General features: G+C 73.1%; 14 protein-coding genes. 7 read left to right on the forward strand and 7 right to left on the reverse strand.

Annotation, left to right across the window (positions count from 1 at the left end; genetic code table 11):
- Positions 1–15 precede the first annotated feature (15 nt).
- A complete protein-coding gene (locus tag OHA81_RS24905; RefSeq protein WP_329199374.1) occupies positions 16–684 on the forward strand; it encodes an O-methyltransferase in 669 nt (222 codons plus the stop codon).
- Positions 685–751: 67 nt separating this feature from the next.
- Positions 752–1,486 (forward strand): tyrosine-protein phosphatase, encoded by a 735-nt coding sequence (locus tag OHA81_RS24910; protein ID WP_329199375.1) that lies wholly within the window; start codon positions 752–754, stop codon positions 1,484–1,486.
- A 39-nt stretch (positions 1,487–1,525) separates the two neighbouring features.
- On the opposite strand, the gene OHA81_RS24915 is transcribed toward OHA81_RS24910, so the two are convergent.
- The 4 genes from OHA81_RS24915 to OHA81_RS24930 all read right to left on the reverse strand — a co-directional run bounded on the left by OHA81_RS24915 (position 1,526) and on the right by OHA81_RS24930 (position 5,152).
- Positions 1,526–2,764 carry a cytochrome P450 gene (locus tag OHA81_RS24915; protein WP_329199377.1) on the reverse strand — a complete coding sequence of 413 codons (1,239 nt, stop codon included), beginning with the start codon at positions 2,762–2,764 and terminating at the stop codon, positions 1,526–1,528.
- Between the two features lie 25 nt (positions 2,765–2,789).
- On the reverse strand, positions 2,790–4,181 hold the full coding sequence (locus OHA81_RS24920; RefSeq protein WP_329199379.1) for an NAD(P)/FAD-dependent oxidoreductase: 1,392 nt from the start codon (positions 4,179–4,181) through the stop codon (positions 2,790–2,792).
- Positions 4,174–4,404, reverse strand: a complete 231-nt coding sequence (locus OHA81_RS24925) for a ferredoxin (RefSeq protein WP_329202536.1) — start codon at positions 4,402–4,404, stop codon at positions 4,174–4,176. Before OHA81_RS24925 ends, OHA81_RS24920 begins: the two co-directional genes overlap by 8 nt.
- A gap of 115 nt (positions 4,405–4,519) precedes the next feature.
- The gene (locus OHA81_RS24930; RefSeq protein WP_329199381.1) at positions 4,520–5,152 is read right to left on the reverse strand and encodes a hypothetical protein; all 633 of its coding nucleotides are present in this window, start codon (positions 5,150–5,152) and stop codon (positions 4,520–4,522) included.
- 172 nt (positions 5,153–5,324) lie between these two features.
- Here OHA81_RS24930 and pqqA point away from each other — a divergent pair, with 172 nt between their 5' ends.
- The 5 genes from pqqA to pqqB all read left to right on the forward strand — a co-directional run bounded on the left by pqqA (position 5,325) and on the right by pqqB (position 8,532).
- Positions 5,325–5,444, forward strand: coding sequence for a pyrroloquinoline quinone precursor peptide PqqA (pqqA, locus tag OHA81_RS24935; protein ID WP_190187566.1), 120 nt, complete (start codon positions 5,325–5,327; stop codon positions 5,442–5,444).
- Between the two features lie 83 nt (positions 5,445–5,527).
- Positions 5,528–6,226, forward strand: coding sequence for a pyrroloquinoline-quinone synthase PqqC (gene pqqC, locus OHA81_RS24940; RefSeq protein WP_329199385.1), 699 nt, complete (start codon positions 5,528–5,530; stop codon positions 6,224–6,226).
- A gap of 40 nt (positions 6,227–6,266) precedes the next feature.
- The gene (gene pqqD, locus OHA81_RS24945; protein ID WP_329199387.1) at positions 6,267–6,521 is read left to right on the forward strand and encodes a pyrroloquinoline quinone biosynthesis peptide chaperone PqqD; all 255 of its coding nucleotides are present in this window, start codon (positions 6,267–6,269) and stop codon (positions 6,519–6,521) included.
- Positions 6,512–7,636, forward strand: coding sequence for a pyrroloquinoline quinone biosynthesis protein PqqE (pqqE, locus tag OHA81_RS24950; RefSeq protein WP_329199389.1), 1,125 nt, complete (start codon positions 6,512–6,514; stop codon positions 7,634–7,636). Before pqqD ends, pqqE begins: the two co-directional genes overlap by 10 nt.
- Entirely contained in the window at positions 7,633–8,532 is a 900-nt protein-coding gene (gene pqqB, locus OHA81_RS24955) for a pyrroloquinoline quinone biosynthesis protein PqqB (RefSeq protein ID WP_329199391.1), read from the forward strand. Before pqqE ends, pqqB begins: the two co-directional genes overlap by 4 nt.
- A gap of 55 nt (positions 8,533–8,587) precedes the next feature.
- Here pqqB and OHA81_RS24960 read toward each other — a convergent pair whose 3' ends face one another.
- The 3 genes from OHA81_RS24960 to OHA81_RS24970 are packed head-to-tail and all read right to left on the reverse strand — an operon-like array spanning position 8,588 to position 11,190.
- The gene (locus OHA81_RS24960; protein ID WP_329199393.1) at positions 8,588–9,346 is read right to left on the reverse strand and encodes a thioesterase II family protein; all 759 of its coding nucleotides are present in this window, start codon (positions 9,344–9,346) and stop codon (positions 8,588–8,590) included.
- A 52-nt stretch (positions 9,347–9,398) separates the two neighbouring features.
- Positions 9,399–9,599, reverse strand: coding sequence for an acyl-CoA carboxylase epsilon subunit (locus OHA81_RS24965; RefSeq protein WP_329199394.1), 201 nt, complete (start codon positions 9,597–9,599; stop codon positions 9,399–9,401).
- A gap of 31 nt (positions 9,600–9,630) precedes the next feature.
- Positions 9,631–11,190: an acyl-CoA carboxylase subunit beta gene (locus OHA81_RS24970; protein ID WP_329199396.1), complete on the reverse strand. Its 1,560-nt coding sequence runs from the start codon at positions 11,188–11,190 to the stop codon at positions 9,631–9,633.
- Between the last annotated feature and the right edge of the window lie 320 nt (positions 11,191–11,510).

The following is an 11,510-nucleotide window of genomic DNA, read 5'->3' on the forward strand; positions in this document are numbered from 1 at the left end:
GGACCGAGCAACTCCATGCCCCGTGCCCCCCACGAAGCGAAGACCGTGCCCCTCACGCCCGAGGTGTACGCCTACCTGGTCGACCAGGCCGAACCCGCCACCCCCGTCCAACGGCAGCTGATCGCGCGCACGCACGCCCTCGGCGGCCCCTCCGAGATGCAGGTCCCGCACGAGCAGGGCGTCCTCCTCACCCTGCTGGCGAAGCTCGCCGGCGCCCTGCGCATCGTCGAAGTCGGCACCTTCACCGGCTACTCCACGCTCGCCCTCGCCCAGGGCCTGCTCCCCGGCGGCAAGGTCCTCACCTGCGACGTCTCCGAGGAGTGGACGAGCATCGCCCAGGAGGCCTGGAAGGCGGCCGGGGTCGCCGACCGCATCGATCTGAGGATCGCCCCCGCCCTGGAGACCCTGCGCGACCTGCCGCCCGAGCCGGTGATCGACCTGGTGTTCCTGGACGCCGACAAGACCGGGTACCGCGCCTACTGGGACGAACTCGTGCCCCGCGTACGCCCGGGCGGCCTGCTGCTCGCGGACAACGTCCTGTACGGCGGCGAGGCGGTCCGCCCCGACGCCACGGGCAACGCCCTGGCCATCCGGGAGTTCAACGCGCACGTGCGGGCCGACGAGCGGGTCGAGTCGGTCACGCTGCCGATCGCGGACGGCCTCACGGTGGCGCGCAAACGCTGAGCGCGGGCCGCGACGGCTGAGGGATCATCCTGACCGGAAGACCACCGCACCGGACAGGAGCCCGCACGTGACGAGTCGCCACATCGAGTTCGAACGCCTGCACAACTTCCGCGACCTGGGCGGCTACCGCTGCGTCGACGGCCGCCGGGTCGCCTGGGGCGCGCTCTACCGCGCCGACTCCCTCGGCAAACTCCGCGGCGCCGACTGGCAGCGGTTCCTGGAGCTCGGCATACGGACCGTCATCGACCTGCGCTACCCGTGGGAGGCCGACGCCAAAGGGCGGGTACCCGAAGCGCACCGGTTCGTGTACGCCAACCTCAGCATCGAGCACCGGCCCTACGACCAGGCCGCGATCGATCCCGCCGTCGACCCCTGGCGCTACCTCGCGGACCGCGCCGCCGAGGTCACCGAGGACGGGGCCGAGGAGATCCGCGGCGCGCTGGAGCTGATCGCCGGGGCCGAGCCGGGGGCCACGGTGTTCCACTGCACCTCCGGCAAGGACCGCACCGGGCTGATCGCCGCCTTCGTGCTGACGCTGCTCGGGGTCTCCCGGGAGGACGTCCTGGCCGACTTCGCCCTCACCGAGCTGGCCACGGCCCGCCTCCTCGCCGACTGGCACACCGCCCACCCCGGGCGCACGATGGGCTGGCCCTCGTACGGCCGCGCCCCCGCGACGGTCCTCGCCCTCGTCCTCGACGATCTGACGGCCCGCTACGGCTCCCCCCGCGCCTACCTCCTCGACCGCGTCGGCATCACCCCGGCCACGGTCTTGCGCCTGCGCGAACGACTGCTGACCGCCTGAGCGCACGCGCGGGCGGCCGGCAGTCGTCGAACCCCGGCTCTAGGCCGAGCGGACCTCGTCACAGGCGATGCGGAGGTGGCGGGGGCCGCGCAGGACGGCGTTCTGGCGGTACGGGGGCGGGTCCTCCAGGAGGCGGGGGTTGTGCAGGCGGCGGGCCAGCTCGGTGAGGGCGAGCTGTGCCTCCAGGCGGGCCAGGGGGGCGCCGAAGCAGCTGTGGATGCCGCTGCCGAGGCCCAGGTGCTGGACGTCCCGGCGGTCGGGATCGAAGCGGTCGGGGTTCTCGAAGCGCTTGGGGTCCCGGTTGCCCGAGGCGAGGATCAGCCACATCGAGGAGCCCTTGGGGATGGTGACACCGCCCACCTCGATGTCGACGAGCGGGGTGCGCTGCGGCAGCAGCTGTACCGGCGGTTCGAACCGCAGCAGCTCCTCCACCAGCGGCGCCGCGAGCTCCGGCTCCCGGCGCAGCCGCTCCAGTACGTCGGGGTTGCGCAGCAGCGTGAGCATCCCGTTCGTGATCAGGTTGACCGTCGTCTCGTGGCCGGCGATCAGCAGCAGGGCGGCGGTGCTGAGCAGTTCCATGGTGGACATGGACTCGTCCTGACCGTGCCCGGCCGCCAGTTGGGACAGCATGTCGTCACCGGGGTGCTTGCGCCGCTCCTCGATCAGCCCGGCCAGGTACATGCCGAGCTCCATGCGGGAGTCGTGGGTCTTGCGCTGCCGTTCGGCGGGGTCCGCGTCCGGGTCGGGGTCCAGGCTCGCGGCGAGGGTGTCCGCCCAGACGTGGAAGCGGGGCTCGTCCTCGCGCGGCACCCCGAGCAGCCGGCAGATCATGGTGACGGGGAACGGGTAGGCGAACTGGTCGACCAGGTCGATCTGTCCGGGGTCCCCGAGGTTGTCGATGAGCCCCGTGACGATGGCGCGCAGGTCGTCGCGCATCCCGTCCACGCGGCGCGGGGAGTGCGGCGGCCCGAAGGGCCGGTTGGTCATCCGGCGGAGCCGGTCGTGTTCGGGCGGGTCCAGCTTGAGGAAGCTGGGCGGCAGCGCCGCCTCCTCCTCGGCCTCCCCGGCCAGCGGGTCTGCGGCCGTCGCGGCCAGGTTGCGGGCGTCGGAGCTGAGCCTCGGGTCGTGCAGCAGGCTCTGGATCTCGTAGTAGGTACTGATGACGTACGGCCCGCTCCCGTCGTGGAAGACGGGAGTCCTGCGCAGTTCCTCGTACAGCGGGTACGGGTTCGCGCGGTTGGCGTAGTCCAGGATGTCGCTCAGGATGCCGTGGGTCATTGCGGGTCCTCCGGGGGCCTGCGGGTCAGTGCCCGGCGGGGGTGAACGTCATCCGCCGGTCGGCCGGCGAATATCCGCTGAGGGTGATGGTCGGCCCGTGCGTGGGCACGGACGGGTCGGGGAAGTCGGCCGGGACGGGCCGGTGGCCGTCGGGGCGCCGGTCGACCGTCGGGAACGGCACCGGGAAGGGCGCGGTCGTCTCGATCTGCTGCTGGTAGAACTGCAGCCACCGGGAGTTGTCGAAGGTGACGGCCCCGATGACGCGGCCCTGGTACCCGTACACGCCGGTGAAGCGGCGTTCCGCGAGCGAACCCTGGGCGATCATGATCTCGGAGCCCATCGACGGCACGCCGACGGACTTGATGTTGACCCCGAACTGCGAGGACCAGAAGGCCGGCACCCAGATGTGCGGCCGCCGGTCCGTGCTCACGCTGAGCATGTTGTGGGCGGCGGTCTCCGCCTGGGAGACCGCGTTGCCCCAGTGTTCCAGCGACAGGAACTGGTATCCGAACAGGGGGTGCGGGGAGCGGGCCACGTCGCCCGCGACGTAGATGTCGTCAGTGACGATGCCCCGGATGTCGAAGGCCCGGCAGCCCGCGTCGCAGGCGATGCCGCGCGGCCCCGCGCCGAGTCCGGAGCCGGCCAGCCATTCGGTGTTGCGCTGGGCGCCCAGCGAGACGACGACCACGTCGCACTCCAGCGTGGTGCCGTCGGACAGGTGCGCGGCCCGCACCCGTCCGGTGGAGTCGCCCTCCAGGGCGGTGACCATGACGCCGGTGCGCAGGTCGACGCCGTTCTCCCGCTGGAGTTCGGCGGCCACCGCCCCGATCACCCCGCCCAGCGCGCCCACGAGGGGCGCGTCGCCGCGTTCGGCGACGGTGACCTGCACCCCGCGTTCCCGGCACGCCGAGGCGATCTCCGAGCCGGTGAACCCGGCGCCGATCACCAGGACCCTGCGGGGTCCGGCGTCCAGCCGTCGCGCGAGCGCCGCGCCGTCGTCGCGGGTGCGCAGCACGAACACCCCGTCGAGCTCGCCCTCGGCCGCGTTCGGCCAGGGCCGTGCCCGTACGCCGGTCGCGATCAGCAGCCGGTCGTACGGGACCTCGTCGCCGTCGGCGAGCCTGACGCGCCGGGCGGCCATGTCGAGGCCGGTCGCCGCCGTGCCCAGCCGCCACTCGGCGTCGATGGCGCGGCGGCGGGGCAGCGCGGTGCGTTCGGCGGTCGACTTGCCGAGCAGGACGCCCTTGGAGAGCGGCGGGCGGTCGTACGGCTCGTACGGCTCGTCACCGATCATGGTCAGCGAGCCGGTGAAGCCCTTGTCGCGGATGGTCTCGGCGGCGCGCAGCCCGGCCAGCGAGGCCCCCACCACGACGATCCGGCCCTCGCGCTTGAGGTGGTCCAGGGTCACTTCATGCATCGCGGCCCTCCGCGGCACCCGCCAGGTCGCGGTCCAGGTCGTCGACGAGGATGGCCTGTACGGGGCAGGCGGCGGCGGCCTGCGCCAGCCGCTCGCGCTGGGCCTCCTCGGCCTGCGGATCGTAGAGGAGCCCCTCGTCCCCGTGCATCGCGAAGACGTCGGGCGCGAGGAACGCGCACTGCGCGTACCCCTGGCACCGGTTGAGATCGACGACAAGCCTCAGCAACGTGCGGTCCTTTCGGTGACCCCCTGGGCTCCCCGGACCAGCGTGCCGTGCGCGCGCCGTTCCGGCCCGTCCGGGCGGACCATCGGGGTGACGGCCGCCCGCTCCCGCGCCCTCAGGGAGCGGGGCGGGCGGCCCGCAGGATGTACAGGCTGATCAGGAGCGCCCAGGCGGGGAAGACCAGCTCGGACCACGGCACGGAGGAGCCCACCACCAGGAGCGCCAGGCCGGCCACGAGCCCGGCCACGCTCAGCGCGCGGGGGAAGACGCCCAGCTTGCGTCCGATGGTGGACGTCGCGAAGACGAAGACGGCGGCCATCCGCATGCCGTACGTCGTGAGCAGCTCGTACGCGAAGTACCGGCCGAAGTCCTGCGGCTGGTGGGCGGAGAGCACGGTCCCGGCGGCCGCGGAGGCGCCGAAGAGGGAGGCGACGAAGACCAGTCCGCTGCCCAGGAAGACGGTGGCGACGAACCGGTCCTCGGCCTCCCCGGTGTGCGCGCGCACGGCGCCCATGAACCACAGGAAGGCGATGCCGGCGAAGGGGACGAGTGCCACGGCCGTGCTCAGCTGGCTGCGCTGTCCCGCGTCGGGCTGCACCGCGGAGTCGCCGGCTCCTTCCGGCAGCGCGAGACGGGCGAGCACGATCGCCGCGGCCAGCAGGACCGCGAAGACGATGCCCGCCATTCCCGCCGCCCGGGGCGTCTCCAGGTTCTGGGTCCGGGACGCGCCCGGTGATCGCTGTCTCATCCGTCCAGCAAGCCGGGCCCGGCGCCCGACGGCCAACGGGGTCAGCCGGCCGGGTGACGCCCGTGGCAGGGGTGCCGGGCGGTGGTCAGGGGTGTTTAGGGGATCGAAGGCGGCCGCCGGCGGCCGTAGGTTTCTGCCCGAATCGGCAGGGCATCGAGCGAAGGAGCACCCCATGGCTGAGATCACCGAGACCCCCGAGGCGTGGACCACCGAGGTGTGGACGACCCCCGACTTCGTCGCCTTCGAGACGGCTTTCGAGGTCACCGCGTACGCCGCGCGCCTGGAGAAGTGAACCGGCCCTCGGGACGGCGGGGGCCGGTGCACACCGGCGCCCGCCACGGTCACAGGACGACGGACCACGGGCGGGAAACCGATATGACCACACTTCTGGGCGAGTCCGAGTTCATCGGCGCCCTGCGCGGGCTGTCCTCCTCCTACTGGGGCGCCCACCCCTTCCACCGGCGCCTGCACAGCGGCGCCCTGGACCGGCGCGAGCTGCGGCTGTGGGCCGCGAACCGCTGGTACTACCAGCGCATGCTGCCGCAGAAGGACGCGGCGATCATCAGCAACTGCCCGCTGCCCGAGGTCCGGCGGGCCTGGGTGGACCGCCTCGCCTACCACGACGGCACCCCCGGCGACGAGGGCGGCATCGAGCGCTGGATGCGGCTGTGCGAGGCCGTGGGCCTGACCCGCGAAGAGGTGCTGGACGAACGCCACCTGCTGCCCGGGGTGCGGTTCGCGGTCGACGCGTACGTCACCTTCGCCCGCACGAGGCCGTGGACCGAGGCGATCGCCTCGGGCCTGACGGAGATGTTCGCCGGGCACCTGATGACCCGCAGGGTCACCGACATGCTCGCCCACTACGACTGGATCCGGGCCGAGGACCTCGCCTACTTCACCGACCGGATCGAAGCGGTCTCCGGGGAGGGCAAGGGCACCCTCGACATCGTCGTCCGGTACGCCACCACCCGCGAGCACCAGGACGCGGCCGTCGCCGCGCTCCGCTTCAAGTGCGAGGTGCTGTGGCTGATGCTCGACGCCATCGAACGCGCCGCCGTCACCGTGCCCGGGTGACGGGGAACCGAACCTGCGAGACCTGCGAGAAGGAGTGGCCGTGGAGCGGCCCGTACTCGGCCGCGGTGTGCGGCTCATCTACGACAAGACCCGGCAGACCCACGTCGTCCTCCACCCCGAAGGCGTGCTCGTGCCCAACCGCACGGCCGTCTCGGTGCTCGAACTGTGCGACGGGGTGACGACCGTACCGGGGATCGCCGAGGCGCTGGGCGCCACGTACGCCGGGGTGCGCGAGGAAGAGGTCGGTGCGGTGCTGGCACGGCTCGCCGAGAACGGAGTCGTCCGATGGACCTGACCCCCGCACCGCAGACACCGGCCGCCGCCCCGCCGCTGGGGCTGCTCGCCGAACTCACCCACCGCTGCCCGCTGCACTGCGGCTACTGCTCCAACCCGCTCGAACTCATCGAGCGCGAGAAGGAGTTGACCACTGCGCAGTGGACGGAGGTGTTCACCCAGGCCCGGGAGATCGGCGTCCTGCAGGTGCACCTGTCGGGCGGCGAGCCGCTGGCCCGCCCCGACCTGCCCGAGCTCGTCTCGCACGTGAGCGGCCTCGGCGCGTACGTCAACCTCGTCACGAGCGGTCTCGGACTGACCGAAGCACGCCTCGCGGACCTGGCCGAGCGCGGCCTGGACCACGTACAGCTGTCGGTGCAGGGTGCGACCGCCGAACGGGCCGACCTCCTCGCCGGCGCCCGGGCCCACCACCACAAGATCACCGCCGCGGCGCTGGTGCGCGCACGCGGCCTGCCCCTGACCGTCAACGCCGTCCTGCACCGCGGCAACCACGACCAGCTCGCCGGCCTCATCGAACTCGCCGAAGCCATGGGCGCCGACCGCCTGGAGCTCGCCAACACCCAGTACTACGGCTGGGCGCTGCGCAACCGGGCCGCCCTGATGCCCACCCCCGACCAGCTGGCGGCGGCCGAACCGGTCGTCCGGGCCGCCATCGAGCGGCTCAAAGGCACGATGGAGATCGTGTACGTGCTCGCGGACTACTACGAGCCCTACCCCAAGCCGTGCATGCACGGCTGGGGCGCGCTCCAGCTGACGGTCGCCCCCGACGGCACCGTGCTGCCCTGCCCCGCGGCCGGCGCGATCACCACCCTCACCCTCGACAACGTCAAGGACACCCCCCTCGGCGACATCTGGTACAAGTCCGGCTCCTTCAACGCCTACCGCGGCGAGGAATGGATGCCGGACCTGTGCCGCAGCTGCGACCGGCGCTCCGTCGACCACGGCGGCTGCCGCTGCCAGGCGTTCCTGCTCACCGGGGACGCGGCCGCGACCGACCCCGTCTGCTCCAAGTCGGACCGGCGCGGCGTCGTCGACCTGCTGCTGGCCACGCCCGGCGCGGCTGCGCCCGAGATGGTCATGCGCGGACCCCGCCCGGTTGCGGCGGTGCGCCGGTGAAGGTCATCCTGCTCGGCACGGCGGCCGGCGGCGGCTGCCCGCAGTGGAACTGCGCCTGCCCCGTGTGCACCTCGGGTGCGCCCGCCCGCAGCCAGGACGGCGTCGCCGTCAGCGCGAACGGCCGCGACTGGTACCTCGTCAACGCCTCGCCCGACATCCGCGCGCAGATCCTCGCGACCCCGGAGCTGGCTGCCGGCCCCGGCCCCCGCCAGACCCCGGTGCGCGGGGTGCTGCTCACCGACGCCGAACTCGACCACACGCTCGGCCTGATGATGCTCCGCGAAGGCGGCGGGCTGCGGGTGTGGGCGAGCCGGGCCGTACTCGGGGCGCTGGACGACGGCTTCCCGGTGCGCGGGATCCTCGGCGGCTACAGCGGCTGGGAATGGTCCGAGCTCGCGGCGGGCGGAGCGAGGGACATCGGGGGGCTGCGGGTCACCGCCTTCGCGGTCGGCGACAAACGCCCCAAGTACGCGCGTACGTCGGCCGAAGCGGGACCGTGGGTGGTCGCCTACCGCTTCGAGGACCCGGCCACGGGCGGCGCCTTCGTGTACGCGCCCTGCCTGGCCGGTTGGCCCGACGGCTTCGACGCCTTCACGGCGGGCGCCGGCTACGTACTGCTCGACGGTACGTTCCACACGGCGCGGGAGTTCGGCGGTGCGACGGGCGCCGCGGGGACGACGGCACCGCAGGCGGCGATGGGCCACCTGCCGGTGGTGGGGGAGGGCGCCAGCCTGGAGCACGTCCGGCGGCTGCGCGCCACGCGGCCGGACACCCGGTGGGCGTACACGCACCTGAACAACACCAACCCGATGGCCGATCCCCGCTCCGAGGAGCACCTGGAGGTCCGCGGGGCCGGGGCGCAGATCCCGGCGGACGGAACGCGCCTGGAACTCTGAGCACCCGAAGGCGAGGGGGTCCGGCTGCCCGCACGGTGGCCGGACCCCCGCGCGTTCAGGACCCTGCGAGGCGCCTGCGGACCAGGCCGATGACCTCTGCGGCGTGCTCGTTCAGGTAGAAGTGCCCCCCGGTGAACCAGTGGAAGGACACGGGACCCCTCGTGTGGTCGGTCCAGCCCTCGGCCTCCAGGGCGGTCACCTCCGGGTCGGCGTCCCCGTTCAGCACCAGCACCGGGCAGTTCAGCAGCGGTCCCGGCCGGTACCGGTAACTCTCCGCGGCCTTGTAGTCGCCGCGGATCGCCGGCAGCACCGCCCGCAGCAGTTCGTCGTCGGCGAGCACGGCGGGATCCGTACCGCTCATCCCCTTGATGGTGGCCAGCAGCCGCTCGTCCGGTGCGAGGTGGATCCGTTCGTCCTCCCGGTGCCGGGACGGCGCCCGGCGGCCCGACGCGAACAGCGCCACCGGCGGGTGCCCGGCCTCCTCCAGCCGCAGCGCCACCTCGAAGCCGAGGGTCGCGCCCAGGCTGTGCCCGAACAGCGCCACCGGCCGGTCGCACCACGGCAGCAGCTGCGCCACCACCCGGTCGGCGAGCTCCCGTACGTCGTCCAGGCACGGCTCGTGGCGGCGGTCCTGGCGGCCCGGGTACTGCACGGCCACCACGTCGGCCTGCGGGGACAGGGCCCGGGACACCGGGAAGTAGTAGCTGGCCGAGCCGCCCGCGTGCGGCAGGCAGACCAGCCGTACGGGCGCGTCCTCGGCGGGGTGGAACCGGCGCAGCCAGGCGCCTGTGGTCGTGGTCGTGGTCGCGGTCATGTCGTTCGGTGTCCCGTTCCGTGAGGTGTGGTGCGTGGGGAAGGTGCCCGGTTCACCGGGCGGTCCAGGTGCCGGGCGGGCGCCAGCCGCGCGCCGGACCCCAGGCGGCGGCCCGGGGCCCGTGCGCGGCGTCCGCGCCGGGGTGCTGCCGCTGCCGGCCGGCGGCGAGCAACACCAGGAGGAGCGCGGCGAGTTCGGTGCCGTCCGGGGTCCCGCGCTCGATCCTCATCAGTGGTTCGGCCCGCTCGGTCATCGGGCGTACTCCTCGCTCTTGCGTGCGGCGGTCAGAACGGCGGGTTGCCGTGCTTGCGTTCGGGCAGCGGCACGTGCTTGGCCCGCAGCGCCTCCAGGGCGTCCACCAGCACCTGCCGGGTCGTGGCCGGGTCGATGACGTCGTCCACGAGGCCGCGTTCGGCCGCGTAGTAGGGGTGCATCAGCTCTTGGCGGTACTGCTTGACGCGCTGCGCGCGCGCCGCCTCCGGGTCGTCCGCGGCGGCGATCTCCCGGCGGAAGACGACGTTCGCCGCGCCCTCCGCACCCATCACGGCGATCTCGTTGGTGGGCCACGCGAACGACAGGTCCGCGCCGATCGAGCGCGAGTCCATGACGATGTACGCGCCGCCGTACGCCTTGCGCAGGATCACCTGCACCCGCGGCACCGTGGCCGCGCAGTACGCGTACAGCAGCTTCGCACCGTGCCGGATGACCCCGTTGTGCTCCTGGTCGCTGCCCGGCAGGAAGCCCGGCACGTCCACGAGCGTCACCAGCGGGATGCTGAACGCGTCGCAGGTCTGCACGAACCGGGCGGCCTTCTCCGAGGCGTGGATGTCCAGCACGCCGGCGAGGGAGGCGGGCTGGTTGGCGACGATGCCGACCACGTGCCCGTCCAGCCGGGCCAGACCGCAGATGATGTTGGTCGCCCAGTTGGCGTGGACCTCGAACAGGTCCCCGTCGTCGACGATCTCCTCGATCACGGCGCGCATGTCGTACGAGCGGTTGGGATCGGCCGGCACCAGCTCCGCCAGCGCCCCGCACCGCCGGTCGGCCGGATCGTCCGCCGCCACCGACGGCGGCAGCTCCCGGTTGTTGGAAGGAAGCAGCGACAGCAGGTGGCGCACCTCCTCCAGGCACTCCTCCTCCGTGTCGTACAGGAACGCGCTCGCGCCGGACACCGACGAGTGCACCTGCGCGCCGCCGAGATCGTCGTGGCTGATCCGCTCGCCCGTCACCGCCTGCACCACGTCAGGGCCCGTGATGTACATCTGCGCGATGTCACGGACCATGAACACGTAGTCCGTCAGGGCGGGGGAGTACGTCGCTCCGCCCGCGCACGGCCCGAGCATCACGCTGATCTGCGGGATCACCCCGGAGGCGGCGACGTTGCGGCGGAAGATGCCGCCGTACCCGGCGAGCGCGGTCACGCCCTCCTGGATACGGGCCCCCGCGCCGTCGCTCAGCGAGACCAGCGGGGCGCCCGCCGCGACCGCGAGGTCCATCACCTTGTGGATCTTCTGCGCGTGGGCCTCACCGAGCGAGCCGCCGAAGATCCGGAAGTCGTGCGCGTACACGAACACCCGGCGGCCGTCGACCTTGCCCCAGCCCGTCACCACGCCGTCGGTGTGCGGCCGGCGGTCCTCCAGCCCGAAACCGGAAGCGCGGTGACGGCGCAGCTGCTCGATCTCCCGGAACGTGCCCGGATCGAACAGCAGGTCCAGCCGCTCGCGCACCGTCAGCTTGCCCCGGGCGTGCTGCGCCTGCGACGCGCTCGGCGACGGGCCCAGCTCGGCCGACTCCTTGATCGCTCCCAGTTCGGCCACTCGCACGTTCACATCGGCAACTGTCATGCTCCACCCGTCTCTTCTCGCCTCGGGGGCCCGCGGGAGGCGGCGCCCTGGGCAGTGCGTGCCATTGAAGGCGTCCGGGGAGCGCGCCGAGAACACCGACCACCCCCCTGACCGCGCCCGTAGCGCCCCGCACCCCTGCCCAGCTGGCACGTCGTCCCACCCGGCGCCCGGGCGCGGGTCGCCGGACGCCGTGGGGGCCGGCCGCGGGCAGGGTCAACACCTGGGGGGATAGGGGTGTCGCGCCCGTTCGCGACCGACCTAGCGTGCGATCACCCCGTGGCCGGAACCGCGCCCGGGGCAATCGATACCGAGCTGGGAGC

Source organism: Streptomyces sp. NBC_00667 (genome assembly GCF_036226825.1).
Classification (GTDB): domain Bacteria; phylum Actinomycetota; class Actinomycetes; order Streptomycetales; family Streptomycetaceae; genus Streptomyces.

Excerpts from the sequence above, each read along its gene's own strand:
- pqqA (WP_190187566.1), top strand. The coding sequence starts at position 5,325 with ATGGCTGAGATCACCGAGACCCCCGAGGCGTGGACCACCGAGGTGTGG.
- OHA81_RS24920 (WP_329199379.1), bottom strand. The coding sequence starts at position 4,181 with ATGCATGAAGTGACCCTGGACCACCTCAAGCGCGAGGGCCGGATCGTC.
- OHA81_RS24915 (WP_329199377.1), bottom strand. The coding sequence starts at position 2,764 with ATGACCCACGGCATCCTGAGCGACATCCTGGACTACGCCAACCGCGCG.
- OHA81_RS24960 (WP_329199393.1), bottom strand. The coding sequence starts at position 9,346 with ATGACCGCGACCACGACCACGACCACAGGCGCCTGGCTGCGCCGGTTC.
- OHA81_RS24930 (WP_329199381.1), bottom strand. The coding sequence starts at position 5,152 with ATGAGACAGCGATCACCGGGCGCGTCCCGGACCCAGAACCTGGAGACG.
- OHA81_RS24965 (WP_329199394.1), bottom strand. The coding sequence starts at position 9,599 with ATGACCGAGCGGGCCGAACCACTGATGAGGATCGAGCGCGGGACCCCG.
- OHA81_RS24905 (WP_329199374.1), top strand. The coding sequence starts at position 16 with ATGCCCCGTGCCCCCCACGAAGCGAAGACCGTGCCCCTCACGCCCGAG.
- pqqE (WP_329199389.1), top strand. The coding sequence starts at position 6,512 with ATGGACCTGACCCCCGCACCGCAGACACCGGCCGCCGCCCCGCCGCTG.
- pqqC (WP_329199385.1), top strand. The coding sequence starts at position 5,528 with ATGACCACACTTCTGGGCGAGTCCGAGTTCATCGGCGCCCTGCGCGGG.
- OHA81_RS24970 (WP_329199396.1), bottom strand. The coding sequence starts at position 11,190 with ATGACAGTTGCCGATGTGAACGTGCGAGTGGCCGAACTGGGAGCGATC.